26 protein-coding genes and 1 other RNA gene are annotated in these 26,205 nt (G+C 49.2%); 26 read left to right on the forward strand and 1 reads right to left on the reverse strand.

Going from position 1 to position 26,205, the window contains the following annotated elements:
- Positions 1 to 57: 57 nt before the first annotated feature.
- The 25 genes from MKY82_RS09450 to MKY82_RS09570 all read left to right on the forward strand — a co-directional run bounded on the left by MKY82_RS09450 (position 58) and on the right by MKY82_RS09570 (position 23,312).
- Positions 58 to 417, forward strand: a complete 360-nt coding sequence (locus MKY82_RS09450; RefSeq protein WP_071222932.1) for a histidine triad nucleotide-binding protein — start codon at positions 58 to 60, stop codon at positions 415 to 417.
- Positions 418 to 601: 184 nt separating this feature from the next.
- Complete coding sequence (gene rpsU / locus MKY82_RS09455) at positions 602 to 775, forward strand: 30S ribosomal protein S21 (RefSeq protein ID WP_005547957.1); 174 nt, start codon at positions 602 to 604, stop codon at positions 773 to 775.
- 16 nt (positions 776 to 791) lie between these two features.
- Positions 792 to 1,232, forward strand: a complete 441-nt coding sequence (locus MKY82_RS09460; protein WP_006209020.1) for a GatB/YqeY domain-containing protein — start codon at positions 792 to 794, stop codon at positions 1,230 to 1,232.
- Between the two features lie 260 nt (positions 1,233 to 1,492).
- Positions 1,493 to 2,854: a nodulation protein NfeD gene (locus MKY82_RS09465; protein ID WP_339296007.1), complete on the forward strand. Its 1,362-nt coding sequence runs from the start codon at positions 1,493 to 1,495 to the stop codon at positions 2,852 to 2,854.
- Positions 2,855 to 2,948: 94 nt separating this feature from the next.
- Positions 2,949 to 3,950 (forward strand): flotillin-like protein FloA, encoded by a 1,002-nt coding sequence (gene floA, locus MKY82_RS09470; protein WP_071222934.1) that lies wholly within the window; start codon positions 2,949 to 2,951, stop codon positions 3,948 to 3,950.
- Between the two features lie 18 nt (positions 3,951 to 3,968).
- Entirely contained in the window at positions 3,969 to 4,538 is a 570-nt protein-coding gene (locus tag MKY82_RS09475; RefSeq protein ID WP_194541637.1) for a hypothetical protein, read from the forward strand.
- Positions 4,539 to 4,734: 196 nt separating this feature from the next.
- Positions 4,735 to 5,028: a sporulation protein YqfC gene (gene yqfC, locus MKY82_RS09480; protein ID WP_071222936.1), complete on the forward strand. Its 294-nt coding sequence runs from the start codon at positions 4,735 to 4,737 to the stop codon at positions 5,026 to 5,028.
- Entirely contained in the window at positions 5,025 to 6,218 is a 1,194-nt protein-coding gene (gene yqfD / locus MKY82_RS09485; protein WP_339222761.1) for a sporulation protein YqfD, read from the forward strand. Before yqfC ends, yqfD begins: the two co-directional genes overlap by 4 nt.
- Before the next feature lie 6 nt (positions 6,219 to 6,224).
- Positions 6,225 to 7,196: a PhoH family protein gene (locus MKY82_RS09490; protein ID WP_113060209.1), complete on the forward strand. Its 972-nt coding sequence runs from the start codon at positions 6,225 to 6,227 to the stop codon at positions 7,194 to 7,196.
- 14 nt (positions 7,197 to 7,210) lie between these two features.
- Positions 7,211 to 9,511, forward strand: coding sequence for an HDIG domain-containing metalloprotein (locus MKY82_RS09495; RefSeq protein WP_339296008.1), 2,301 nt, complete (start codon positions 7,211 to 7,213; stop codon positions 9,509 to 9,511).
- A gap of 2 nt (positions 9,512 to 9,513) precedes the next feature.
- The gene (gene ybeY, locus MKY82_RS09500) at positions 9,514 to 10,011 is read left to right on the forward strand and encodes an rRNA maturation RNase YbeY (protein ID WP_194541640.1); all 498 of its coding nucleotides are present in this window, start codon (positions 9,514 to 9,516) and stop codon (positions 10,009 to 10,011) included.
- Entirely contained in the window at positions 10,011 to 10,394 is a 384-nt protein-coding gene (locus tag MKY82_RS09505; RefSeq protein ID WP_339222765.1) for a diacylglycerol kinase family protein, read from the forward strand. Before ybeY ends, MKY82_RS09505 begins: the two co-directional genes overlap by 1 nt.
- 19 nt (positions 10,395 to 10,413) lie before the next feature.
- On the forward strand, positions 10,414 to 10,821 hold the full coding sequence (cdd, locus tag MKY82_RS09510) for a cytidine deaminase (RefSeq protein ID WP_071222942.1): 408 nt from the start codon (positions 10,414 to 10,416) through the stop codon (positions 10,819 to 10,821).
- Positions 10,822 to 10,895: 74 nt separating this feature from the next.
- The gene (era, locus tag MKY82_RS09515; RefSeq protein ID WP_071222943.1) at positions 10,896 to 11,798 is read left to right on the forward strand and encodes a GTPase Era; all 903 of its coding nucleotides are present in this window, start codon (positions 10,896 to 10,898) and stop codon (positions 11,796 to 11,798) included.
- 138 nt (positions 11,799 to 11,936) lie between these two features.
- Positions 11,937 to 12,077, forward strand: a complete 141-nt coding sequence (locus MKY82_RS09520) for a YqzL family protein (protein ID WP_074961956.1) — start codon at positions 11,937 to 11,939, stop codon at positions 12,075 to 12,077.
- A gap of 36 nt (positions 12,078 to 12,113) precedes the next feature.
- Positions 12,114 to 12,869, forward strand: a complete 756-nt coding sequence (gene recO, locus MKY82_RS09525; protein ID WP_194541641.1) for a DNA repair protein RecO — start codon at positions 12,114 to 12,116, stop codon at positions 12,867 to 12,869.
- Between the two features lie 369 nt (positions 12,870 to 13,238).
- Complete coding sequence (gene glyQ, locus MKY82_RS09530) at positions 13,239 to 14,126, forward strand: glycine--tRNA ligase subunit alpha (RefSeq protein ID WP_071223067.1); 888 nt, start codon at positions 13,239 to 13,241, stop codon at positions 14,124 to 14,126.
- On the forward strand, positions 14,119 to 16,194 hold the full coding sequence (gene glyS, locus MKY82_RS09535; protein ID WP_220686052.1) for a glycine--tRNA ligase subunit beta: 2,076 nt from the start codon (positions 14,119 to 14,121) through the stop codon (positions 16,192 to 16,194). The genes glyQ and glyS overlap by 8 nt, the downstream gene beginning before the upstream one ends.
- A 326-nt stretch (positions 16,195 to 16,520) precedes the next feature.
- Positions 16,521 to 17,000 carry a YaiI/YqxD family protein gene (locus MKY82_RS09540; protein ID WP_194545106.1) on the forward strand — a complete coding sequence of 160 codons (480 nt, stop codon included), beginning with the start codon at positions 16,521 to 16,523 and terminating at the stop codon, positions 16,998 to 17,000.
- Positions 17,001 to 17,041: 41 nt separating this feature from the next.
- Complete coding sequence (gene dnaG / locus MKY82_RS09545) at positions 17,042 to 18,859, forward strand: DNA primase (RefSeq protein ID WP_194541643.1); 1,818 nt, start codon at positions 17,042 to 17,044, stop codon at positions 18,857 to 18,859.
- A gap of 42 nt (positions 18,860 to 18,901) precedes the next feature.
- Positions 18,902 to 20,032 carry an RNA polymerase sigma factor RpoD gene (gene rpoD / locus MKY82_RS09550; RefSeq protein ID WP_071223068.1) on the forward strand — a complete coding sequence of 377 codons (1,131 nt, stop codon included), beginning with the start codon at positions 18,902 to 18,904 and terminating at the stop codon, positions 20,030 to 20,032.
- Positions 20,033 to 20,298: 266 nt separating this feature from the next.
- Positions 20,299 to 21,057, forward strand: coding sequence for a tRNA (adenine(22)-N(1))-methyltransferase TrmK (locus MKY82_RS09555; RefSeq protein ID WP_194541644.1), 759 nt, complete (start codon positions 20,299 to 20,301; stop codon positions 21,055 to 21,057).
- A complete protein-coding gene (locus MKY82_RS09560; RefSeq protein ID WP_194541645.1) occupies positions 21,033 to 22,148 on the forward strand; it encodes a Nif3-like dinuclear metal center hexameric protein in 1,116 nt (371 codons plus the stop codon). The genes MKY82_RS09555 and MKY82_RS09560 overlap by 25 nt, the downstream gene beginning before the upstream one ends.
- A 156-nt stretch (positions 22,149 to 22,304) precedes the next feature.
- Positions 22,305 to 22,710, forward strand: an RNA gene (gene rnpB / locus MKY82_RS09565) — RNase P RNA component class A.
- 323 nt (positions 22,711 to 23,033) lie between these two features.
- On the forward strand, positions 23,034 to 23,312 hold the full coding sequence (locus MKY82_RS09570) for a hypothetical protein (protein WP_194541646.1): 279 nt from the start codon (positions 23,034 to 23,036) through the stop codon (positions 23,310 to 23,312).
- A 76-nt stretch (positions 23,313 to 23,388) separates the two neighbouring features.
- On the opposite strand, the gene MKY82_RS09575 is transcribed toward MKY82_RS09570, so the two are convergent.
- Positions 23,389 to 25,314 carry a S8 family peptidase gene (locus tag MKY82_RS09575; protein ID WP_220686050.1) on the reverse strand — a complete coding sequence of 642 codons (1,926 nt, stop codon included), beginning with the start codon at positions 25,312 to 25,314 and terminating at the stop codon, positions 23,389 to 23,391.
- A gap of 253 nt (positions 25,315 to 25,567) precedes the next feature.
- Between MKY82_RS09575 and MKY82_RS09580 the strand changes: the two genes are divergently transcribed.
- Positions 25,568 to 26,074: a YpuI family protein gene (locus MKY82_RS09580; RefSeq protein ID WP_071222952.1), complete on the forward strand. Its 507-nt coding sequence runs from the start codon at positions 25,568 to 25,570 to the stop codon at positions 26,072 to 26,074.
- Positions 26,075 to 26,205 lie beyond the last annotated feature (131 nt).

Here is a 26,205-nt window from a genome sequence, read left to right on the forward strand (position 1 = left end):
CACTGCCTAATTTCTTATATGATAAAAGCATGTAAACGTATGAAAGGGGTAACCGTGATGGATTGTCTTTTTTGTAAAATCGTAGAAGGGGAGCTTCCTTCCACGAAAGTACTCGAGAATGATAAGGTGCTTGTATTTCAAAACATTAACCCGGAGGCGCCGGTTCATGTTCTGATTATTCCCAAGAAGCATATCGCATCCATGAACGATATTCAGGATGAAGATTTGCTGCTGATTGGCGAGATGCACAAAGCGGCGAAAGAAGCCGCTGCCAAGCTGGGCATTGCGGAAAGCGGTTATCGGTTAATTAACAACTGCGGACCTGATGGGGAACAATCGGTGTTTCATGTGCACTATCATCTGATGGGCGGTCGCCGTTTAGGCGCTTTAACAGGCATTTCGCCCGCGCATACATAACATCAGGCCAATGAAGAAATAGATCAGCCTCGCAGCGGAACGTCGCTGCGGGGTTGTTCCAATTCCTGAGACTATTGTAAAATAGACGCCTAAGGTTGACACCTTATTTCCGTTTGCCCTATAATGAAGTTTGATGAACCGTGTTAATGCTCTTGGACGGTCTGGTCGGAGGGAGGGAAAACTGGTGTCTGAAACTAAAGTTCGCAAAAACGAGACAATTGATGCTGCACTTCGTCGCTTCAAGCGTTCCATTGCTAAAGATGGCGTATTGGCTGAAGTGAAGAAACGCAAGCATTATGAAAAGCCAAGCGTAAAGCGCAAGAAAAAGTCCGAGGCTGCTCGTAAGAGAAAGTTTTAGGAGGATCTGAACTAGCATGAATCTTAGCGAACGATTGAACGAAGATATGAAGCAAGCGATGAAGAGTAAGGACAAGTTCAAACTCTCAACGATTCGAATGGTTCGTTCGACGATAAAAAATCTTGAAATAGATTTGAAACGAAGTTTGGATGACAACGAAGTGCTTGATATTTTTAGTCGTGAAATCAAACAGCGCAAAGATGCCCTCCAAGAATTTGAAAAAGCGGGACGCGACGATCTTGCCGCCGATGCAAAAGCAGAAATTGAGCTCCTAAGCGCCTACCTCCCGGAACAGCTTACTGAAGAAGAAATTAAAGTCATTGTACAGCAGACCATCCAGGAAACCGGTGCTTCTTCAAAAGCCGAGATGGGTAAAGTAATGAGCGCTCTCATGCCGAAAGTTAAAGGGCGTGCAGATGGAAAGCTTGTCAATCAAGTTGTTCAACAATTTCTGTAACAACATAAGTGAAACACCCCTTGTTTTCTCAAGGGGTGTTTTTTCTTTTTATCCGGGGGATGTATTCATGAACCGCCTCTTTGCGATGGTTTTTTCTAAGGATGGGCATACTTTTTGAAACGAAATCGTTTCTGATTCGTAGTAACTACCATATGAGGGCAGATAGATACATATGCTTATGCAAAAGGCAGGTCGCTGAACCCGTTTTGTCGAAGTATAGGGGTACAGATGGCTTAATACGTCGAAAAGGAGGGGAACAGATGAGCAGACCGTTATGGATCCGCAAATTCCTGACATTCACGGCAGCCGTCGTTATGATGCTGCTATCGATCGGTATGTATGTAGGTCCGATGAAATCCGCGGTGGCTGCTAACATCGGATCGGTGTATGTCATTCCGGTCAAGCAGCAGATCGAGCGCGGCTTAACCAGCTTCATGGAGCGTGGATTTAAGGAAGCCGAGAAGATGGGGGCCGGACTGATCATCCTGGAAATTGATACGCCGGGAGGCCTGGTCGACCAAGCGGGTAAAATTGCATCCTTGATGAAGGCCAGCGATATTCCGATTGTGGCTTACATCACGGGTGATGCCGCATCTGCTGGGAGTTACATTGCGCTGAACGCAGACAAGATTGCCATGGCGGAAGGCACCATGATTGGCGCGGCTTATATGGTGGATGCCAGGGGGAATCCGATCGAGGATGCCAAGATGGTTTCCTGGTGGAAAACAAGCATGGCGAGTGCCGCTGAAGCTTCAGGTCGAAATCCGGAGATTGCCAAGGGGATGGCTGATCTCAAGATGAAGATTGATCTACCTGACATCGGATTGACAAAGCAACCCGGGGAGATCATATCGTTGACGCATGATGAAGCGCTGAAGACGGGTTATGCGGATACGATTGCGAACAGCACAGAAGAAGTCATCACGTGGATGGACTACTCCACGCAGGACATATTTCGGATGGAGCAGACCTTCTCAGAGAAGCTGGCTACCTTCCTCACGCATCCCGGTGTCATGGCGCTCCTGCTCTTCATCGGTATTGCAGGTGTCATTATCGAAGTGATAGTTCCGGGTTTTGGTGTGCCGGGAATTCTAGGGGTGACCGCATTTGTGCTGTATTTCTTCGGTAACCAGGTCGCAGGATTTGCCGGTTGGGAGAACTGGCTGCTGTTTGTGATCGGTATCGTGATGCTGGCGATGGAGCTGTTTGTGCCAAGCTTCGGGATACTGGGCATCATAGGATCAGCCAGCTTGATTGCCGGCGTTGTTATGGCGGCCTACAGCACGTCTCATGTGGCTCTATCCCTAGGTATTGGGGCGGCTTGTGCTCTGGTGGCTATCATCGTGGTCGCTCTCGTATTTAAGGAACGGGGAATATGGCGGAAGTTCATACTCAGTGACAGCTTATCGAAGGAGCAGGGGTATGTTCCGAATGAAGACCGGGATGTACTTATCGGTCTGGTCGGCACATCGATCACGCCGCTGCGACCGGCTGGAACGATGGAGCTTGAGGGACGACGCCTTGATGTAGTTACCCTTGGAGGTTTTATCGATTCCGGTCGTCCGGTCCGTGTCATCAAGACGGACGGCACCAGAATTGTCGTAGAGGAAGAAAAAGGGTGAACCTCGTCACAGAATTGTGTAGTATTAAAAGGGCTAATGTTTAAGCGTTCAAGTGAGAAGCGTAAATATTTTAAAAATGGAGGGTGAAGTAAATATGGATGGTTCTTTGATACCAGTACTACTAATCGGGGTTGTCGCGATCATTGTGCTAAGCGTGTTTTTCAGTTTCTTTCCGTTAATGCTCTGGATCTCGGCGATCGCTTCCGGCGTTCGCATCGGGATTATTACGTTGGTGGCCATGCGACTGCGGCGCGTAACGCCGAGCCGGATCGTGAATCCGCTCATCAAGGCGACAAAAGCAGGTCTAGGCCTGAATATTAACCAACTCGAGAGTCACTATCTCGCTGGCGGTAACGTTGACCGGGTGGTTAATGCCTTGATTGCAGCCCAGCGTGCGAATATTCCGCTCGAATTCGAAAGAGCTGCTGCGATTGACCTGGCAGGACGCGATGTTCTGCAGGCTGTTCAGATGAGCGTTAACCCGCGTGTTATCGAGACACCGGTTGTAGCAGCTGTTGCTAGAGACGGTATTGAAGTGAAGGTTAAGGCTCGTGTTACCGTTCGTGCCAACATTGACCGTTTGGTCGGGGGTGCTGGCGAAGAGACGATTATTGCTCGTGTCGGCGAAGGGATCGTAACGACGGTAGGTTCCAGTAATTCGCATAAAGATGTTCTTGAAAATCCGGATCTGATTTCGAGAACGGTTTTGTCCAAGGGACTCGACGCGGGAACAGCATTTGAAATTCTGTCCATCGATATCGCGGACGTGGATGTAGGCAAAAACATCGGCGCGTACTTGCAGACCGAACAGGCGGAAGCCGATAAGCGTATTGCCCAGGCGAAGGCGGAAGAACGCCGCGCGATGGCGGTAGCCCAAGAGCAAGAGATGAAGGCTCGCGTCGTAGAGATGAGAGCACGCGTTGTGGAATCGGAATCCCAAGTTCCGCTGGCTATGGCTGAAGCGCTTCGCAGCGGCCAATTGGGCGTGATGGATTATATGAACCTGAAGAATATCGAAGCCGACACGCAGATGAGGGGTTCCTTCGGTAAGATGGGTGAGAATAATGACAATTCCGGAGACAACAAAACCAAGTAACGATGAGGTGAGCCTATAGTGAGCTGGTTAATCGAAAATTTTTACATTGTAGCTGTTATAGGCTTCTTCATCATCTCCGCCCTCGGAAGACGCGGGAAGAACCCTGAGGAGGGGAAGAATCCCCGTATGCCGTCCTTCGGCGGCGAAGGGGACCGTCCTGCAAGACCGGGGCAGCAGCGGCCTGAAGCAAGACGGGTACAGACGACTCCGCAAGTCTCCCGTCCGGCACCTGTTCAGGAAAGCACCCGGATCGAGCGGATGGATGAAGAAGAAATGGATACCGGCAACGGATATTCTCTTGAACATCAAGAGATTGACCGAGCCAGACGTGAGGAAGAGATGAGGTCTCGACCTGACAGCATAGATCATAGACTCGAGATGATGGAGAAGGATTTGAACCGAATTCACTCGAATTTGAACCGGATGACCATCGCATTGCCTGAAACTGTTGTCGAAAGCCGGGATGAAGATCATGAACAGTCCAGGGGCAGTGGATCGTTTCTTGCAGAGCAAGCTCGAAACGGCATTGTTTGGGCAGAAATTCTGGGAACTCCGCGTGCCAAGCGCCCCATGAATCCTCGTCGTTAATTTGGCGGATTCTTAAGGGACATTCGACCCGATTACTTGAATAAGGATATGCGAAAAAAATACAATTCATAGATTCATAGAAGCGGGAGACCGCCTTGTCGGATTTTTTTGACGGGGCGGTCTTTTTACTTTTGATCTCATAAAACGGCTTTCTGGGGCATAAGGTGTACAGTACAGGAAGGGGGAAAGTCTCCATATGTCCCGCATCAGCCGCAAGCTGCAGAAATGGACCCAAGAAATGCTTGATTTGCCACAGGACCTGTTATTTGATTTGCCGCGGTTGACCCTGATTGGCAATAAAGAGCTGCATATCGAAAATCATCGCGGAGTCCGGCATTTTTCCGAGGAACGACTTGTGTTGTCTTTAACGCAGGGGTCTTTGGAGATTTCGGGGACCGGACTTGCGATTCAGGCTATTCAAAGCCATGAAGTGACCATCATTGGCACCATTCATCATATTCAATACATAGGAACGGGGGAGAAACCGTGAAAATTCCGACGATGATCCATCTTCGAGGATATGTGAAGCTCGCTGTTCGCGGTGAGCATGTGGAAGCATTCATCAATTCATTGGCGGAGGCGGGGATTCCGGTTTGGGATGTAACACCGACAGGGGCCCACTCAGCAGAGCTTAAGCTGCTGCTGAAGGATTTCAAAGGGCTCCGTCCACTGTTAAAACGGACAGGCTGCCGTACGCGGATCAAGGGGCGTTACGGATACCCCTTCAAAGCCCGCCGCGTGTTGAAACGCAAAGCGTTTGTTATCGGCGTTGTTGCGTTTTTTATGATCCTGCTCACGCTTTCCTCGATGGTGTGGAACGTGGAAGTCGAGGGGAATGAAACGATCGCTTCGGAGGATGTGCTTGATGCGGCCAAGTTGGAAGGCATTTATCCGTTTCAATGGATATTCAAGCTGCAATCGATGGACAAGCTGTCCGGGAATATGACCGCCCGCCTCCCGGGGACTTCATGGGTAGGGGTGGAACGAAACGGGACGCGCATTCGCATACAGATCGTAGAGGCGGCCGTACCGGAGAAACCGCCGCTACAGAGTCCGAGGCATCTAATCAGTACGCAGGACGCTGTGATCACCCATATTTACGCCGAGAAGGGGGTCCCTAAAGTAGGGATTAACAGCCGGGTGAAGAAAGGCGACATTCTGATTTCCGGTGTCCTTGGGGACGAGGAAAATTCGGAACGAATTGTAGCCAAAGGGGAAGTGAAAGGCCTTGTATGGCATGAATACGATATCGAAATCCCATTGGTGAAGACCCATAAGGTGTATACGGGGGAAGGAAAGAAGCGTTCGTATATCGTATTTGGCGATCGGGCCGTCCAGCTGTGGGGATACGGGGATATTCCGTTTTCGCAGCAGGAGACCTTGACCTTCTATGATCCGCTTACGTGGAGGACGCGCGTGCTTCCGCTGGGCTGGATGACGGAAAAAATCATGGAGGTTACCGAGGTGCAGCGGACCATAAGCGAGGATGAAGCGAAAAAAGAGGGAATCGAGGGGGCACGCCGGGATATTTTGGCGAAATATGGGACCGATTCGAGATTTGTAAGCCAAAAAATTTTGCATGATAAGAAAGAGAATGGTAAAGTTTATATGAAAGTGCTTTTTGAGGTGGAAGAGACCATCGCGAAAGAACTTCCCATAGTATACGATCAAGGAGAATGAGGCTATTTGTCACAGCAAACGACCAGCATTCAAATTTTACTTCAAAGCGCGTCAGAAGGTCTGTCATTATTCGGACCACAAGATACATTTCTGAAATTAATCGAAAAAGAAATTCCTGCGACGATAGATTCACGGGAAGCGGTCATCACGATTCGTGGGCAACATCGGAATGTGGAGAGTCTTCAGCAGCTGTTTGAAGTGCTGCTCCAGCTTGTGCGCAACGGCTACATTTTGACCGAGCGTGATATCCTTTATGCTGTAGAACTCGCCAAGGATCTGAGAGCTGATCAATTGCTGGATCTGTACAAGGGCGAAATTACGACAACCTTCAAGGGCAAGCCTATTCGTGTAAAAACCATCGGTCAGAAGCACTATGTGACCACCATCAAAAAGCGGGATGTTGTATTCGGTATCGGTCCTGCCGGAACAGGGAAAACCTACTTGGCTGTCGTTCTGGCTGTTGCCGCGCTGAAGGAAGGATCCGTCAAAAGGATCATTCTGACAAGGCCGGCAGTAGAGGCTGGAGAGAGCCTGGGCTTCCTGCCGGGTGATCTGCAGGAGAAGGTTGATCCTTACCTCAGACCATTGTACGATGCCTTATACGATGTTATGGGCCCGGATCAAACGGCCAAGGCGCTGGAGCGTGGATTGATTGAAATTGCGCCGCTTGCTTACATGCGCGGGCGGACGCTGGATGATTCATTTATTATTTTGGATGAAGCACAGAACACCACGCCGGAACAGATGAAGATGTTTCTGACACGGCTTGGATTCGGCTCGAAGATGGTCATCACCGGGGACGTGACCCAGATTGACCTGCCGCGGGGCAAGAAATCAGGACTTATCGAAGCTAAAACGATATTAAGCGGAATTGAGGAAGTCGGATTCGTCTATTTTGCCGAACAGGATGTTGTACGTCACTCTTTAGTACAAAAAATCATCGTCGCTTATGATAAAGCAGCAGAAAACCAAGATTAAAGGGGATTGTCGCAATGGCCTCCAAAGAACCATCGACGGACAAGTCCATATGGGGTAAAAACAGCGGATGGAAATATAGCGTGGCAACACGCTATATTCTGTTTTTGCTGCTTGCTTTACTCTTTTATATCAGTCTAGCATCCAAGCTTTTGCCGGAACGCTATGACATACAGGTCAATACGAAAAGCGAAAAGAACATCGTAGCGCCCGTGCAGATAGAGGATAGCAAGGCAACGCTTAAGGCACAGGAGGCGGCGGCGGAGAACGTCCAGCCGATTTACCCTCTCGTTCCTCTGCGGAATGACGTCCTGGTCACGCAAATCCTTGACCGCATTGAACGTTTGAATCAGGACGTCGATATCAGCTCTGGCGAAAAGGTCGAAATTTATCGTAATGAAATTCCGAGGATGGCTCGAGAATTCGTGCAAAACTTCGTGTCGGCCAACAGCACGAATGAAGCTTATTCCAAAGAGCTGCTTCAGGAAATGCAGCGGGTCATCGAAGAACAAACCTATCGGATCCCCGAGGAAACGTTCATTAAGATACCGAGGCTGAATTCGGAAGATATTATTCAAATGAAGCCTGTAGCTCGCGAGATTGTATCCAGGCTGATGCTGAACGAAATCGTGGATGCCGATACGGCCCGTACCCGCGTGGCGGAACGAGTGAACACAAGCTCGTTGAATGATCGGACCGCCAGGGAAGTCGTTCAGGAATTGGCAAGTTTAACGATAACGGCCAATAAATTCTATGACGAGGTTGCCACCAAGAATGCAAAGGTTGAGGCCCGGGAGAATACTCCGCCCGTATTTATCAAACAAGGGGATATCCTCGTGGCGAAGGGTCAGCTTATCACGCCGGAGCTGTACGAGCTGCTTGGCAAAAATGGTCTGCTGAAGGACGACATTAACTACTGGCCGGAGCTGGGAGTTCTTCTCCTGTCTGTTCTGCTGTCGCTGGGCATACTGACTTTCATAAGACAGTCGGAACCTGGCAAATTTAAATACAACAACTCGCAGCTGTTAATGCTGGTCCTGGTGTATGTGATCACGCTGATTCCGATGCATTTGACCGCATTTTTGCAAAGCGATTCCCAGATGTACGTTGGATATCTTGCGCCTGTTGCGATTGGCGCGATTCTGGTTACCCTGCTGCTGGAAACCTCGCTTGCCTATTTCAGCGTCATCATTTTCAGCATCATGGCAAGCGTCATATTGAATGTCCAAGGCGAATTGTTTGACTTCAAATTCGGGTTATTTGCAGCCGTGACTTCCTGCGTGGCGATCTTCTCGATTCACCGCGCGAGCCAGCAGTCGACGATGCTGAAGGGCGGCATTATGGCTTCTCTCTTTGGCGCATTGATCGTGTTTATCATGCTGCTGCTCAATAACGATACGTGGACCACGAGTGAAACGCTGTATTCGATCGGTTTTGCGATTGCGGGCGGATTGCTAACGGCCATCCTGGTCATCGGATTAATGCCGTTCTTCGAAGTCACCTTCGGTATTTTGTCGGCACTGAAGCTGGTGGAATTATCGAACCCGAACCATCCGCTGCTCCGCAAACTGTTGACGGAGACGCCGGGCACTTATCATCACAGTGTCATGGTCGGAAACTTGTCCGAAGCGGCGGCGGAAGCGATTGGCGCCAACGGACTGCTGTGCCGCGTCGGATCCTACTATCATGATATTGGAAAAACCAAGCGTCCGATCTATTTTATCGAGAATCAGAACAATATGGAGAACCCGCATGACTCCATTGAACCGAAGCTGAGCAAATCCATTATCGTTGCACACGCAAGGGATGGCGTGGAAATGCTCAAGGAGTACAAGCTGCCTAAACCGATACGAGATATCGCAGAGCAGCATCATGGCACAACGTTTTTACACTATTTTTATCATAAAGCGGTTCGCCAGGCGGAGGAGCAGAGCATAGAACTGGATTTCACCGAAGATGATTTCCGTTATCCAGGGCCGAAGGCTCAATCCAAGGAATCCGCGATTGTCGGCATAGCCGACAGCGTGGAAGCGGCTGTTCGTTCATTGCGTAAACCGACGGTGGAACAGGTTGAATCGATGATCGAGAAGATCATCAAAGGCCGCCTGGATGACCACCAGTTTAATGATTGCGATTTAACGATGAAGGAACTGGACATTATCGCCAAGACGTTAAAGGAAACGGTGATGGGGATTTTCCATTCCCGGATCGAGTATCCTGAGGATGTGAAGCGTCCCAAGCCGACAGCGCCAAATGGTGATAACCCGACCGCTTCCGAGACATCGGCAACGAGTGAGGAACAGAGAAGGAGCGTATAAGAATGAGCCTGCAGCTGGCATGGAATAATGAACAAGAGGATTTTCAGATTAGCGAGGATTTGATCGCCTTGCTTGAAGTGATTCTTCAGAAGGCCGGAGAGGCTGAAGGCGTTACCGACGGCGAGGTTGATCTGACTTTCGTCGATGATAAACAGATCCATGAATTGAACCGGGAGTACCGGGGAATCGATCGTCCGACCGACGTCCTCTCCTTTGCGATGAATGAGATTACGAACGATGAGCTCGAGATCATTTATGAGCTTGAAGAAGGAGAAGAACTGGAGAGCGTGCCGGATGTTCTGGGTGATATCATTATCTCGGTCCCTCGGGCGAAGCTGCAAAGCGAAGAATACGGTCATTCCTTGGAACGGGAACTCGGTTTTCTGTTTGTTCACGGATTTCTGCATTTGCTCGGATATGATCATCAGGATGAGGCGAGCGAAGCGGAAATGATGGGCAAGCAGGAGGCTGTACTTGCAGAAGTAGGATTGACAAGATAGTGAAGCCGCACAGACAATCGTTATACAGGGCATTTGGGTGCGCGATCCGCGGCATCTTGACGGCTGTACAAACGGAACGCAATATGAAAATCCACATTGCTGCTGCCTTGATTGTATTCATCGCAGCAGCTTTGCTGCAATTGGACCGAATGAGCTGGTTGTTTTTGGTATTGGCGATTGCCCTCGTATTTATCGCGGAGCTGGTGAATACTGCGGTAGAGGCCATTATCGATCTGATCTCGCCAGAAGAACATGTTTTAGCTCGGGTGGCTAAGGACACAGCAGCCGGTGCAGCGTTAGTTGCAGCGGTGTTTGCCGTCGTAACTGGCATTCTGGTCTTCTATGAACCGGTATGGGAATGGATACAATCAATGACAAGTTGAACATTAGGAGGAACTGGATATGGATGCAGGATTGTTAATGCAGGAAGCGATTAAAGCACGTACGCGCGCTTACATACCCTATTCAACATTTGGTGTAGGGGCGGCTCTGCTCGATTCGCGCGGAGAGGTACATCTTGGGTGTAATGTTGAGAATGCCGCATACGGTCCTACCAATTGCGCTGAACGCACGGCATTGTTCCGTGCGATTGCCGATGGTCATGAAGCAGGGAGCTTCCAGGCGATTGCCATCGTTGCTGATACAGATGGCCCGTGCACGCCGTGTGGGGTATGCCGGCAAGTGCTGGTGGAGCTGTGTAAACCCGATATGAAGGTGATCATGGGGAATATGAAGGGTGACATCAAGGAAACGACCGTCAGTGAACTGCTGCCGGGCGCGTTTGGTCCTTGGGATTTAAACAAACAGTAAGTTTGCAATTGAACAGGATCGAACCAAGGTTTCAGAAACAACATGTAGATACAGGACAGTAGCGGAGGAATGGTATGCAAAAAAAACAATTTAAGTCCGGGTTTGTGGCTATTATCGGTAGACCGAATGTAGGGAAATCAACGCTGATGAACCAGGTGATCGGTCAAAAGATTGCCATCATGTCGGACAAACCGCAAACAACAAGAAATAAAATTCATGGCGTTTATACGACCAACGAATCCCAAGTGGTTTTTCTGGATACACCGGGCATTCATAAACGTCAATCCAAGCTTGGGGATTACATGAACCAGACCGCTTTAAGCACGCTGGGTGAGGTTGAAGCCGCGTTGTTTCTGGTAGACGCTTCCGAGGGCATCGGCGGGGGAGACCGTTACATCGCCGAGCAGCTGCAGAAGATCAAGACTCCGATCATCCTGGTCATGAACAAAATCGATAAGATTGAGCCGCCCGCTCTGCTCCCACTGATTGAGCAGTATCGGAAGCTGCATGATTTTGCAGAGATCGTCCCGATTTCCGCCAAGCTCGGCAACAATGTCGACACGCTTCTTGAACAAATTCAGAAGTACTTGCCTCCAGGCCCGCAGTATTATCCTGAAGACCAAGTGACGGATCATCCGGAGCAGTTCGTGTGCGCAGAGCTGATTCGCGAGAAAATTTTGCACATGACAAGAGAGGAAGTTCCTCACTCCATTGCGGTTACGATTGAGGATATGCGGGTGGAGGAGAACGGAACCGTATATATTTCAGCCGTGATTTTTGTGGAACGCGACTCCCAAAAGGGTATCATTATCGGCAAGCAGGGTGCTCTGTTAAAAGAGGTTGGCAGACAAGCCCGTCAGGACATTCAAAGACTGCTCGGGTCCAAGATTTTCTTGGAGCTCTGGGTTAAAGTTAAAAAAGATTGGCGTAACCAAGAACGCGTTCTTCGCGATCTCGGATTTCACCGCGGGGAATAATAGAGCCGCTGTGCAAATTCGAGGTAAATCATACACGGCAGTCGCCTGCCAACAATTGCATTTCATAAATCTGCTCTAGGCGCACATCCTAATTTTCGTAGATGCGAAACGCCATTTCCGAAGAGAGGATGAATACGAATGCGAGATTTTTCGTGGAAGTATTTTGCGATGACTGGAGATGTCGATGCGTATTTGCTGTATAAGGAAACCGAGGGTGAGTCGGTTCTTACAGCTGCATCCGTTGAAGATGAGGCGGCCCCGCATGAAGAAGACGAGTAATCATTGGTTGTTCCAGGAATGGTTGGGGGAAAGCGCATGCTATATCGGGCGGAAGGGATCGTCATCCGCAGCATGGACTACGGCGAAGGGAACAAAATCATTACACTTTGCACCAAAGAATCGGGCAAGGTAGGCGTGCTGGTCAGAGGAGCCAAGAAGGTGAAAAGCCGTCATGCTGCTCTGACGCAGCTGTTTACTTATGGAGAATATGTGTTCTTCCGGAATGGTACCGGGCTCGGCAATTTGAACGCCGGTGAGATTATGGAATCTCACCACGGGCTCAGGGAGGATCTTATCAAAGCCGCCTATGCTTCTTATGCCTGCGAGCTCTTGGATCGGGTGCTGCAGGATGAGGAGACGGGCGCTTTTTGGTTTCATCAGCTCAAAGCCTGCCTGGAAGCCCTTCAGGAGGATAAGGATCCCCAAATTATCATCAATCTGTATGAGATGAAAATTTTGCAAGCGGCAGGGTACGGGCCGGAGCTGGATGTTTGCATTTCATGCAATCAATCCAGAAAAGACGAGGATATGCTGGTGAGTCCCCGCCTTGGCGGCGTCCTGTGCCGTTACTGCAAACATCTGGATCCGCCGGCAATGGCGATCTCGCCCAGAACGCTGAAGCTGCTGCGCCTGTTTGGACGGCTGGATTTAAGACGGTTGGGCAATGTGGATGTGAAGGACGAAACGAAGGCCGAGCTCAAAAAGGTTATGCGAGCTTTGATGGATATGCAGCTTGGGCTGCGTTTGAAATCGCAAAATTTTTTGGATCAAATGGACAAGTATGATATTTGACGTAAGATATAGAATGAGGTATTATATTTATCAGTTTATTAGTTTTTTGAATACTGACATGCATTGAACGGGAAAGTAGTGAATAGTCGATCCGTGAAAGCGAGCCGGGGGTGGTGGAAGCCTGGTAGGAGATATTCATGAACAGGGCACCCGGGAGCATGATGAAACGATAAAGTGGGCTTTACTGATCGCTGAAGACTAAGATTATGTCTGCGACGCAGCAGGGCCAAGTAGGGTGGAACCGCGGGAAGCTACAGCTCTCGTCCCTATGTCTGTACAACAGGCGTAGGGCGAGAGCTTTTTGTTGTACAGAGAATCGATAGGCATGGTGGAATGAATTTGAAAAAGAATGTAAAGGAGCTAAAAATCATGAATTTCCAGCAGATGATTTTGACGCTGCAGCAATTTTGGGCGGAACAGAATTGTATCATCGTGCAGCCGTACGACACGGAAAAGGGTGCAGGTACAATGAATCCGATGACGTATTTGCGTTCGATCGGACCCGAGCCCTGGAATGTGGCTTATGTGGAGCCTTCCCGTCGCCCGGCTGACGGCCGTTATGGAGAGAATCCGAACCGTCTGTATCAGCATCACCAATTTCAGGTCATTTTGAAACCTTCACCGGACAATATTCAAGAGCTGTATTTGGAGAGCTTGAAGCGTCTTGGCATCAATCCGCTCGATCATGACATCCGTTTTGTTGAGGACAATTGGGAAGCGCCGACACTTGGTGCATGGGGCCTTGGCTGGGAAGTTTGGCTGGATGGTATGGAAATTACGCAGTTTACGTACTTCCAGCAGGTTGGCGGCATCGACGCAAGTCCAGTCGCTGTAGAGATTACCTATGGTATGGAGCGGCTTGCATCCTATATCCAGGATAAAGAGAATGTGTTTGATCTGGAATGGGTAGACGGCATCACCTATGGAGATGTATTCCATCAGCCGGAATTCGAGCATTCAAAATACACTTTTGAAGTGTCCGACGTTAAAATGCTGTTTACGCTGTTTAACATGTATGAAGAAGAAGCGAATAAAGCGATGAACCAAAATTTAGTATTCCCGGCGTACGACTACGTACTAAAATGCTCGCACACGTTTAACCTGCTGGATGCCAGAGGCGCGATCAGCGTAACGGAGAGAACGGGATACATTATGCGCGTGCGAAACCTGGCTCGTCAGGTTGCAGCCACGTATTTGGAAGAGCGCGAGAAGCTGGGCTTCCCGCTGATTAAGAAAGGGGGCGCAGACCATGTCTAAGGATTTATTGTTTGAAATCGGTCTGGAAGAAGTCCCGGCGAGATTTCTGCGCGCCGCGATGGAACAGCTTCAGGACAAATTGGTCAAATGGCTGGATGCTTCCAGAATCGGGCATGGAGAAGTAACGGCATATGCTACGCCGCGCCGCTTGGCGGTATGGGTACAGAACGTTGCGGATAAACAAGAAGACGTCAGCGAGGAAGTGAAGGGGCCTTCCCGCAAGATCGCGTTGGATGATAGCGGACAGTGGAGCAAGGCAGCGCTTGGTTTTGCAAAAAGCCAGGGCGTTGATCCTGAGAGTTTTACCTTTAAGGAGCTCGGCGGGGTAGAGTATATCTATGTGACGAAAAACAGCGTTGGCGTGGATACGAAGTCGATCCTGCCTGAAGGACTACTTGGCATTTTGACTTCGATGACCTTCCCGAAAAATATGCGCTGGGGCGCGCACGAATTTAAATTCGTTCGTCCGATTAAGTGGATGGTCGCTCTGCTCGGCAGTGAGACCATAGATCTGGAAATTACGGGCGTGAAAGCTGGGAACGTGACCCGTGGACATCGTTTCCTTGGCGGAGAGGCCGTTATTCCTGAGGCATCGGCTTATCGCGACGTATTGCGCGAACAGCATGTCATCGTGGACGTGAATGAACGCCAAGAGATGATTGTGTCGCAGATCCAGGCATTGGCCCAAGAGAAAGATTGGAATATCGCCATCAAGGACGATTTGCTTGAAGAGGTATTATTCCTTGTAGAGACGCCAACCGTGCTGTACGGATCATTCGACTCCTCATTCCTCCATATTCCGCAGGAAGTATTGATTACTTCCATGCGTGAGCATCAACGGTACTTCCCTGTGCTGGATAAGCAAGGACAATTGCTTCCGTTCTTTGTCACGGTGCGCAGCGGGGACAGCCGTTCCCTGGACGTTATCGCTAGAGGGAATGAGAAGGTGCTGCGAGCCCGTTTGTCGGACGCGAAATTCTTCTATGAGGAAGATCAGAAGCTTCAGATCAAAGACGCCCTATCGAAGCTGGAGAGCATCGTGTTCCATGAGGAACTGGGGACCATCGGCGATAAAGTCCGCAGAATCCGCCGGATTTCCGATCAGTTGTCCGCGAAGCTTAGCATTTCGGCTGACGAAGCAGATTCCGTGAGTCGTGCGGCCGATATTTGCAAATTCGATCTGGTGACCCAGATGGTTTACGAATTCCCTGAACTGCAGGGTGTAATGGGTGAGGATTACGCAAGAAAAGCCGGTGAGAAGGAGCAGGTGGCCAAAGCGGTGTTTGAGCATTACCAGCCTCGCTTCGCCGGTGACGCGGTGCCTTCCACCTCGGTCGGATCCATCGTGAGCATTGCGGATAAAATCGACACGATCGTGGGCTGCTTCTCCATCGGCATCATTCCGACAGGCTCCCAGGACCCTTACGCGCTGCGCCGTCAGGCGGCGGGCATCGTTCAGATTATCCTGGAGCACAAACTCCCGGTAACGTTATCGGATGTCTTCGGTGTGGCCCTGGAGGTTCACGAGAACATTCGCGTATTGAAACGCTCGACGGACGAAATCCGTAAGGACCTTAAAGAATTCTTCGGACTTCGCGTGAAGAAGCTTCTGTCCGAAGATCAGCGTTATGATGTGGTGGATGCCGTAATTACCGCAGGATTTGATCATGTGGTGTCGGTTGTATCCCGCGGTCATGCGCTGATGGATGCTGTCGATCATGTCCAAGACTTCAAAACGACGGTAGAATCCTTCAACCGGGTTAGCAATTTGGCTGCCAAGGCCGGCAAGGCTGCTGTCAATCCTGAATTGTTTACGGAAACGGAAGAAGGCAAGCTGTACGAAGCTTGGAACGCGATTCGCGACGATTATCATGCTGCGCTGCAAGCTGCTGACGGCGAACGTTCATTGTCCTTGCTGGGTGGACTCAAAGAACCGATTACCGGATTCTTCGACTCCGTAATGGTCATGGCAGAGGATGAAGCGGTTCGGGCCAATCGTCTTGCACTGCTCTCCGGTATCGATGGAGATTTGAAGCGATACGCCGATTTCACGAAATTGGTGTGGTAGTAGTGACAGCATGATTTTACTAATGGTATAATGCATTGTTCAGTGAAAGCGACAGCCCGCGGTTATGCACGGGATGGCGCTTTCGCTATGAACGGCCTGAATCAAGCAAGTGCTGGGTCATTGTTTATTTGAAGAGATAAGAAGGTATAAGCTTCAGAGGCTTACCATCCTTATCTCGCAAGAAAAACTTCCGCTATACGCGGTCTGTCTCCTGTGAAAGTACGACGATAGACGTTTTTCTTAGAAGAAGGATTTTAATCTGCCAAAGACGTATATAATAATATACAGCGTAAAGATGAATCCAAGATTAACGATAAGAGCCGGTGATGCGAATGAACGAAAGCAACTCCATTTCGATTGTGGTTGACGGTGATGCATGTCCAGTCAAGAAGGAAATCGCAGAGACAGCTCGTACATTTCGTGTGCCGGTACTGCTTGTTTCTTCCTATGATCATCTGCAGCAGGCAGAAGAAGGGGTTACGACGGTCCAGGTGGATCGGAGTGATCAAAGTGCGGACCTATACATCGCTAACCACATATCCAGGGGGGATATCGTGGTAACGCAGGATTATGGACTGGCTGCACTTGCGCTTGCCAAATCATGCCATGTGATATCCTTTCGTGGTCGTATTTTCCATAATGCGGATATCGATTTCATGCTGGATTCCCGTCACCATCTGGCTAAGGCGAGGAAGCAAGGAAAGTATGGCAAAGGGCCCAAAAAGCTGCTTGACGAAGACCGGAGTTTTTTTCAACATAAACTGACAAAACTTTTGCATGAATTGCAGGAGAATGTCCACCCGTAGCGAATACTATTTACGTGCCAAAAGAGATGAAGGTGGTTTGGATGAGTACCGGACAAGGTAATATTCCGGATGATGTCATTGAGGAAGTACTGGCCAAGAGCGATATTGTGGACACGGTCAGCAAATACGTGCATCTTACCAAACAGGGGAAATACCTGAAGGGCTTGTGCCCGTTTCACTCAGAGAAGACTCCTTCCTTTACGGTTACACCGGAACGCCAAATCTTTTACTGCTATGGTTGCGGTAAGGGCGGAAACGCCATTAAATTTAGAATGGAAATCGAAGGATTTTCTTTTCCCGAAGCCGTAAAGACAATGGCAGAAGAGAATGATATCTCGTTGCCGGAAGGTCAAGGAGTTCCCGTAATTCCTCGTAATCCGGAAAAAGAACGTTTGCTTGAAGCCTATGAGCTTAGCGCCAAGCTGTACCATTTCCTGCTTAAGAACACGGAGCATGGTACGGAAGCCATGAAGTATTTACGATCCCGCGGAATGAGCGACAAAATGATTGACCAGTTCCAAATCGGTTATGCTCCTGATCGTTGGGACACGCTTGTACAATTCCTGACGAAGCGATCCTTTGACTTGAAAGAGATGGAAAAGGGCGGTTTATTATCCGCAAGAAATGAACAGGAAGGCTATCTCGACCGTTTTCGCGGACGCATCATGTTTCCGATACATGACCGCAGCGGCAAGGTCATCGCGTTTGCTGGCAGAATACTGGGGGACGGTCAACCGAAGTACCTAAATTCCCCGGAGACACTTCTATTTAATAAGAGCCGCACACTGTACAACCTGCACCAGGCCAAAACATCCATACGCAAATTGCGTCAAGTTCTGTTATTCGAAGGTTACGGCGATGTGATTTCGTCATGGGAAGCAGGACTACAGAATGGTGTGGCAACCATGGGAACCTCTCTAACGGAAAACCAAGTGGCAATCATGAAATCGGTGGCTGAAGAAGTTGTTGTTGTCTATGACGGTGATAAAGCCGGCATGGCTGCTGCGTTAAAAGTCATTCCAATGCTGGAAGGCGTTGGTCTCAGAGTACGAATCGCTTTGGTGAACGAAGGAATGGACCCGGATGATTATATCCGCAAATTCGGTGCCGAGCGTTTCAGGCATGTAGTAGAAACAGCTGTTTCAACAACAAAATTTAAACTTATATATCTGAAGAAAAACCATATACTGCTAGAAGAAGATGGTAAGATTGCGTACGCCAAAGAGGCATTGCCCATTATCGCCGTACTGAATTCCTCGACTGAACGAGAAGTTTACTTGAGGGAGTTGTCCTCCGAGCTTCATCTTTCCTACGAGAGTCTTAAGCAGGATTGCAATCTGCTTCGGCAATCGATGCAAAAAAAGATGGGCGATGGGGATAATAAGGAAAAAAGGTGGAATAATGGTAGGCATAAAAAAGGGCGCCAGCCCGCCCCGGTACTTCTGCCTGCTTACCATGCTGCAGAGCGGCGGCTGCTGTCGCTGATGCTGCAGGATGCGGAGGCCGCGCGATACGTTGGCGATCGCCTGGGAGAAGCGTTTAATATTGAGGATCATGCGGCAATTGCTGCTTATCTATATGCTTTTTACGCACAGGGTAAATCTCCGGATATCAGCCGTTTCATGTCATCGCTCCACGACGATCGTTTGGAAATGACGGTCAGCTCGATCATGATGATGGAAGCACCAGCCGAGTGGAATGTTCAAGTGCTCGATGATTGCATACGTGAGGTGCTGAAATTTCCGCAGCAGAGAGAGATCGACCAGAAAAAAGAAGAGATGATTAAAGCGGAGCGCTCAGGAGATTTTTTGCGAGCCGCACAAATTGCAAGTGAGATTATCGCCCTAGAAAGACAATGAGGCCCCGCGCATTGCTGTTTCTAGGGAGGAGGGAGTCGAATGATGGCGAATGATCAGCATACTGAACTAGAAACGGAATTTACGCTGGATCAAGTCAAGGATCAGTTGATTGAACAGGGTAAAAAGAGATCCGTATTGAGCTATAAAGATATTATGGAGAAATTATCGCCATTTGATCAGGATACGGAGCAGATGGAAGAGTTCTATGAGCAGCTGGCCGACCTGGGTATCGATGTAGTTAATGAGAATGATGAAGAGGGTACTCACCGGCAAGCGGGAGATTCCGAATCCCATGATAATGAGGATTTTGGGTTTGACGACGATCTTTCGCTGCCTCCTGGGATCAAGATTAACGACCCGGTACGGATGTACTTGAAGGAAATTGGCCGGGTTCCGCTGTTGTCAGCAGATGATGAGATTGAACTTGCCAACCGGATTGAACAGGGAGATGAGGAAGCCAAGCGCCGTCTGGCTGAAGCCAACCTGCGTCTCGTTGTAAGTATCGCGAAGCGTTACGTCGGACGAGGAATGCTGTTCCTGGATTTGATTCAGGAGGGCAACATGGGCTTGATCAAAGCCGTGGAGAAGTTCGATTACAAAAAGGGTTTCAAATTCAGTACGTATGCGACTTGGTGGATTCGCCAAGCGATCACGCGCGCTATTGCTGACCAGGCCCGTACCATCCGAATTCCCGTGCATATGGTCGAGACCATCAACAAACTGATTCGTGTATCCAGACAGCTTCTGCAGGAGCTCGGACGTGAGCCTTCGCCGGAGGAAATTGCTGCCGAGATGGAACTCAGTGTTGAGAAAGTCCGGGAGATTATGAAAATCGCCCAGGAGCCGGTTTCGCTGGAAACGCCGATCGGTGAAGAAGATGATTCCCACCTCGGAGATTTCATCGAGGATCAGGAAGCACTCGCTCCTGCTGACGCAGCAGCTTACGAGCTTCTGAAGGAACAGCTCGAAGATGTGCTGGATACGCTGACAGAGCGCGAGGAGAATGTGCTTCGTCTTCGTTTCGGACTCGATGATGGCCGCACCAGAACACTGGAAGAGGTCGGCAAAGTGTTCGGTGTTACCCGCGAACGGATTCGACAGATTGAAGCGAAAGCGCTCCGTAAGCTTCGTCACCCGAGCCGCAGCAAACGGTTAAAGGATTTCCTCGAATAGCTTAATCCACGGACCTTCTGCAGTAACGGCAGCAGGTCCTTTTTTTCGAATTTATGCATGGCATGTATGAGTTTCTTGGTTATGGAATTTCTTCCTGCATTTGTTTTATTGGTCTTTATTTTAGCTCTTTTCCAGACCCATTGCAAATGAACAGGCACGATGTTTTTCAACCGGATTTACCGGTTTGCAGTTTGGTATCGTCTCTGTTAGGGTAAGGTATAGATCGTGATTTGGACGAAAATATGGAATGGTAAGGTGTATCGACCGTGAAATTATCAAGAAGATTAACGAAAATACTGGAGAAGATTCCACGCGGCAGCCGACTTGCTGATATCGGTTCCGACCATGCACTGCTGCCTGTGGCTGCCGTAGAGAGCGGAGCAGCCATTCAAGCGATCGCCGGTGAGGTCAATCCCGGCCCTTATGATGCTGCCGTCAAGCAGGTCATCGAATCAGGGATGACTGAGGTCATCAGCGTGCGAAGAGGAGACGGTTTGAACGTACTCTCAGCCGGTGAGGCCGACGTTATTACGATTGCCGGTATGGGTGGCAGCTTGATTGCAGCGATTTTGGACCGCGGCATCGATAAGCTGACAGGCGTCCGCAGGCTGGTCCTGCAGCCGAATGTGGGAGAAGATATCTTGCGCAAGTGGCTGTACTCCCATGGCTGGGTGCTGATTGAGGAATGGATCCTGGAGGAAGACGGCAAAATTTACGAAGTGCTGGTCGCCGAGCCTTCGCATACAACAGACCTGACGAATGAGCAGGTTTACAAGGATAGAGCGATTGGGGGCGGTCTCCGATTATCTACGGACTGGCTTTTCCGTATGGGACCTTGGCTCACGCAGTCCCCGAATCCGGTTTTCTATGATAAATGGAAATCGGAGATAGAGAAGATGGAGTATATTCTTCTATCGCTTTCGCGTTCAGATCTCACCACGGCAGCCGACAAGGCGAGTGAGATTCGTTCGGATATCGAGTTTATTCAGGAGGTGCTGGCATGCTTGCCAAAGGACAAACCGTAATTCAATATATGGAGCAATTGGCCCCGAAGCACGTGGCCGAACCCGATGACCGGATCGGACTCCAGCTTGGAACATTGCAAAAGGACATTCGCACCGTGCTGATTGCTTTGGATGTCAATGATGAAGTGGTGGATGAAGCCATTGAGATTGGGGCTGATCTGATTATCGCGCATCATGCGATTATATACCGTCCGCTGAAGCAGCTGCAGACGGATACACCGATGGGCAAGGTGTATGAAAAGCTGATCAAACACGATATCGCGGTATATATAAGTCATACCAATCTCGATGTAACCGAAGGCGGAATGAACGATTGGATGGCGGAGGCCTTGGGAATCGAGAATACGTCGCCTATCCATGACATGCATAATGAACAGTTATCCAAGCTGGTGGTATTTGTGCCGAAGAGTCATCATCAAGAGGTGCTCGATGCTGTGCTCGGCGCCGGTGCAGGCTGGATCGGAAATTACAGCCACTGCAGCTTTAACATTGAGGGTTTTGGCACCTATGTTCCGCGAGAAGGCAGCAACCCATTTCTAGGTCAGGAAGGCAAGATGGAACGTGCTAATGAGGTTCGGATCGAGACAATTGTTCCTCATGCCATCCGCAACAAAGTGATCCAGGCGATGCTGAAGGCGCATCCTTATGAAGAGGTTGCGTATGATCTGTATGCCATGGACCTTAAAGGGAGATCCCTTGGTCTTGGCCGGGTTGGTAAGCTAAAAGAGCCTATGACGTTGGCTGAGCTGGTAGACGTGGTCAAAGAAAAGCTGGAGGTTCCACATGTTCGTGTTGTAGGAGAGCTCGACCGCACCATCCGCAAGGCGGCCGTCATCGGGGGATCCGGAGGACGCTACATGATGAAGGCACTGTTCCGTGGAGCGGATGTGCTGGTAACCGGAGATGTTGATTATCATACGGCACAGGATGCGCTCGCAGCAGGACTTACCATCATTGATCCGGGTCATAATGCCGAGAAGATTATGAAGGTCAAGGTCGCCGAGTGGATGGAACAGAAACTGCAGGAACATAAGTATGAAACCCGAGTTGTTGCTTCCCGCATCAATACGGAGCCATTCCAGTTCGTGTAAGGAACAGAAATGTAAGGCAAGGAAAAGAGGCCTCATTCTGACACCGCCTGACAATGAAGAGTGCTTAGGCCAAGCTGGGAAAATAATCAGCTATTGTTAATGTTTAATGGGTTGTGTACCGCTTCAAATCACTGTATAATATGTAATGTTGTCCGGAAAGTTTGACAGACAATCGCTGGCGGCTCTAAGCCGCGAGAGGAAAGTCCGGGCTCCATAGGGCAGGGTGCTGGATAACGTCCAGTCAGCGCGAGTTGAAGGATAGTGCCACAGAAATGGACCGCCGATGGCCGCCTTAGGGTGGCACAGGCAAGGATGGAACCGAGGTGTAAGAGACCCCGAGGAACGCTGGTGACTTCGTTCCTGGTAAACCCCACCTGGAGCAAGACCTAATGGGACGCAGTCTCTTTCGAGGAGACAGCCTTAGCCCGAGGCGCGTCCGGGTTGGTCGCTTGAGTCGATTAGTAATGATCGGCCTAGATAGATGATTGTCGCTCATGGTGGCAGGGTAGTTCCCGTTATGACCACGAAGAGCACAGAACCCGGCTTACGGAAAGCTTTCCCAACTGAACAACATATTGCTTTACTAATACCGCTATGGTACAAACGCGTATTTTCTTTGGACTCCTCGTGAGGGGTCTACAGGAAATGCGCGTTTTTTCATGATATCAGAAGTTATAAACTTCGAAGCTTGGGCCTTCCTGATATCGCAAGAAAAACTTCCTCTAACCGCGGTCTGTCTTCTGAGAAAGTACGTCGATAGACGTTTTTCTTTAGGTTTCGCGAAAATATTGGCAGATCATGTGTCCTGTACGGATAATCGTCCATACCAAATAGCCCTTGGGATAATAAGCTATAATCATCAACGGAAAGGAGATGCAAAAAAACATGTCTTGTCATAAAGAAAATCCATGTCCTCCTGTGTCACCGATTGTGTGCGAGCCGATCGTTGTCGTTAGAGACCACTATGTACCGCAAATCGTACCCGTTATTCATCCGATTAAAGTGGTGGATAAGATTCACTGCGTACCTGTAGAAAAACATATATACACGTACAGCGAAGAAGAAGTCGTGAGCGACAATGCAGGCTATGGTGGAGTTACGGTCTCCGGTAAGCGTTCGAAGAAAGCTGCAGTACGTACTAGCCGTTCCCGCCGGAAGAAATAAATGTAAGTGCTCTTGCCTCCGATAGGAATAAAGCAGCTAACGCGATCGAGGCGGAAGCTGCTTTATTTCGTGTATTTTATTCGTTGGAGCCGTTTAATTTGCGAAGTTCCTGCTCCAGATTCTGAAGCGTTTGACCCGGCCACATTTGAAGAGGGACATCGGGGGCGCCAACTGCTTTCAAGGATTGGAAAATATCAATCTGACCATGACCGTAATATTTATCTTTTCCTTTATCGCCTAGATCGACCGTTTGGTTTATCATGACGTCCATGACTTCCTGATTGGTCAGATCAGGGTTAAGGGAACGAATGAGACCCGCCATGGCGGCTGCATGAGGGCTGGCCATGGAGGTTCCGGATAAAGCCGCATATTGATTCCCTGGAAACGTGCTTGCAATATTGGTCCCGGGAGCAGCCACATCGATATAATCGCCGTAGTTCGAGTATTCTGCCCGCTTCTGATTGGAATCCGTTGCGGCGACAGCCAGCACTTCCGGATAGGCGGCAGGATAACCAGGGCGCTCCGTGTTGTCATTGCCTGAGGCAGCAACAAGAACAACGTCGCGATCATAAGCATATTTCACGGCATCGTGCAGGAACTGGGAGTCCGCATAGTTGCCAAGACTCATATTGATCACCTTGGCTCCGTGATCCGTGGCCCAAATTATGCCTTCTGCGACGGCATAGGTTGTTCCTGATCCGGATCCGTCTAGTGCTTTGACCGGCATGATTTTGTTATACCAGCTTACCCCGGCAACACCTTCACCGTTGTTGACCAGGGCACCGATGATCCCGGCTACATGCGTCCCGTGACCCACATCATCCAGCGGCTGTTTGTCCTTCTCGACGATGTTGTATCCTTCCACCAACTGTCCATCCAAATCGGAATGCTGAAGATCCACACCAGTGTCAATTACGGCGATGATGACATCTTCACTGCCTTTGGACAGATCCCAGCCCCGGTTCGTCTCAATGACGGGCAGATTCCACTGATATTGAGAAAACAGCAAATCATTCGGGATATTGACTTGCTCATTCGCTCCATCCGGCAAGAAATCCGAGTTTATTCTGGATTGAGGGGGGCGATCATTGGTTAAATAGATGTAGTGAGGCTCAGTATACTTCGTTTTCCACTTCTGCTCGAAATAGGAGCGGAGTTTATGGTAGTCCATATCTTTGGAACGAAAAACATAGGCATAGCCAAGTTTCCTCGGAGTGTCACATGATATCTCCTTAGAGATGTTGAGGAGCTGCTGCTTAGACGGCTCATTCTGAAAGGACACCACAATTTCATTTTCGTAAAAGTGACTGGCCTTTTCATTATCGTGTCCCGTTTTGACGGTAATATCGGAGAGGGTATCCGCATGAATGGATTCGACCTTGAATTTACCTTCCTTCGGGTACGGAATTAAGCGAAGATTCCGTTTCTGGTGATTGCTTACTTCATGCAGTACGCCTTGATTAACCAAAGCGGCGGCGCCATATTTGCCATCCTTGGACGGCTCGGCAACAACAAAATAAGGCTGCCCCGCGACATTGAACTTGGGTGAATCGTAAGATTCTCCCCGTTTCAGCTTTTGCTGTGCCATTTGGAAATGATGAGTGATCAGATTCTTATCTTTTTTGTTCAGTTTGGGAAGCAGACCCTGTACATCCGTCATTTTGTTTTGCTTGAGGTTATACCACCGTACTTGCTGAAAATGCTTGTGCAGCTTTTGTTCTTTTTGCGTATAGGCTTTTATTTGACCCGAACTGCGCAAAGCGTTATTGTTCAGCATTTTGCGCAGATGACCTTTTGCATCAAGACGGTTGAGTTGATCCGTCGCATGGAGATCGCTTTGCATGGTAAAGTGTTTAGCCTTGTTCTCCTGCTGGGGCCTTAAAGGCTGTGTTGGTTCAGCCGTGGGAGCCGGCTGTTTTGAACCGGGGATGAACAGTAAGATCAGAAGCGCGCCAATAACTGACGCTGCACCTAAGATGCTCCATAGGGTACGGGATTTCACAAGTTTTCCTCCTCGCCGCATTCATGATTGAAGTAGTCTTAGCGTGGGGAGAGTGAATCCTTTTTATGCGTTCCATATCATGAGTAAAACGGATGGGAAGGCGCAAAATGAAAAGCACTAAAAATAACCTTGTAAGTGTATTCATGATAGGGATTTCGTTATCCCAAAATTTGTGTTAGGATAGTACATATTATAACGACCGCCAGGCTATATGACCTGTAGGGTCACGACCATTTAAGGGGGATCTATCGTAATGCCAGCAGACAATCTTCAGAATTTATGCTCGGAGTCCAGAGAAAAGTTGAAATCTGCTATTTCGATTATGGAAACGTTTTTGAATGAACATGCTTTATCTCAATTGGTAACGGAACAAGACGAGGAAACCGTTCATTTTTACAAAGGATTTCTGTCGGATGTTCGCCATTTGCTTGTGTTTTCTGAAGTTTCCTATGAGAAGCTTGGTGTTGTACAGCGTCGCCCTAATTTTGATATCGATTTTGCCGAGAAGGCTTTGTATAATTTGTATCACCGCTGTGTCAACAGCTTCTTCTATCCCAAAAATGAAAGTTATTCCGAAGATGGTCGTTACGCCTATACCGGACAGGATGCGATTCGTTTCCGGAAGAAGCCGGTTCGTCCTGCCCGTGATGTCATTATGAACATTACCAAGATTTATGAGGAGCTCCGCGATGATCTTGCTTACTACGAAAGCGACTATTTGACGGAACGCCGTATGCAATCAGAGAAAAGACACGCATAGCATAATAAGGAACATTCAAGAGATGCCAACCATTGGCATCTCTTTTTGCGTTTCGCTGCTTAGGCACCAACTGACAATCGTTCTTGTGCATACCGGCAGTAAACTAAGGAAAAAATGTTGACGAGGTGATG

It is taken from the genome of Paenibacillus sp. FSL W7-1279 (assembly GCF_037969845.1).
Classification (GTDB): Bacteria; Bacillota; Bacilli; order Paenibacillales; family Paenibacillaceae; genus Paenibacillus_AQ.

Bases quoted from the DNA above. Each gene is read 5' to 3' on its own strand.
- MKY82_RS09450 (WP_071222932.1), top strand. From the start codon at position 58: ATGGATTGTCTTTTTTGTAAAATCGTAGAAGGGGAGCTTCCTTCCACG.
- MKY82_RS09460 (WP_006209020.1), top strand. From the start codon at position 792: ATGAATCTTAGCGAACGATTGAACGAAGATATGAAGCAAGCGATGAAG.
- MKY82_RS09465 (WP_339296007.1), top strand. From the start codon at position 1,493: ATGAGCAGACCGTTATGGATCCGCAAATTCCTGACATTCACGGCAGCC.
- floA (WP_071222934.1), top strand. From the start codon at position 2,949: ATGGATGGTTCTTTGATACCAGTACTACTAATCGGGGTTGTCGCGATC.
- yqfC (WP_071222936.1), top strand. From the start codon at position 4,735: ATGTCCCGCATCAGCCGCAAGCTGCAGAAATGGACCCAAGAAATGCTT.
- MKY82_RS09495 (WP_339296008.1), top strand. From the start codon at position 7,211: ATGGCCTCCAAAGAACCATCGACGGACAAGTCCATATGGGGTAAAAAC.
- ybeY (WP_194541640.1), top strand. From the start codon at position 9,514: ATGAGCCTGCAGCTGGCATGGAATAATGAACAAGAGGATTTTCAGATT.
- cdd (WP_071222942.1), top strand. From the start codon at position 10,414: ATGGATGCAGGATTGTTAATGCAGGAAGCGATTAAAGCACGTACGCGC.
- era (WP_071222943.1), top strand. From the start codon at position 10,896: ATGCAAAAAAAACAATTTAAGTCCGGGTTTGTGGCTATTATCGGTAGA.
- MKY82_RS09520 (WP_074961956.1), top strand. From the start codon at position 11,937: ATGCGAGATTTTTCGTGGAAGTATTTTGCGATGACTGGAGATGTCGAT.
- recO (WP_194541641.1), top strand. From the start codon at position 12,114: ATGCTATATCGGGCGGAAGGGATCGTCATCCGCAGCATGGACTACGGC.
- glyQ (WP_071223067.1), top strand. From the start codon at position 13,239: ATGAATTTCCAGCAGATGATTTTGACGCTGCAGCAATTTTGGGCGGAA.
- glyS (WP_220686052.1), top strand. From the start codon at position 14,119: ATGTCTAAGGATTTATTGTTTGAAATCGGTCTGGAAGAAGTCCCGGCG.
- MKY82_RS09540 (WP_194545106.1), top strand. From the start codon at position 16,521: ATGCGAATGAACGAAAGCAACTCCATTTCGATTGTGGTTGACGGTGAT.
- dnaG (WP_194541643.1), top strand. From the start codon at position 17,042: ATGAGTACCGGACAAGGTAATATTCCGGATGATGTCATTGAGGAAGTA.
- rpoD (WP_071223068.1), top strand. From the start codon at position 18,902: ATGGCGAATGATCAGCATACTGAACTAGAAACGGAATTTACGCTGGAT.
- MKY82_RS09560 (WP_194541645.1), top strand. From the start codon at position 21,033: ATGCTTGCCAAAGGACAAACCGTAATTCAATATATGGAGCAATTGGCC.
- MKY82_RS09570 (WP_194541646.1), top strand. From the start codon at position 23,034: ATGTCTTGTCATAAAGAAAATCCATGTCCTCCTGTGTCACCGATTGTG.
- MKY82_RS09580 (WP_071222952.1), top strand. From the start codon at position 25,568: ATGCCAGCAGACAATCTTCAGAATTTATGCTCGGAGTCCAGAGAAAAG.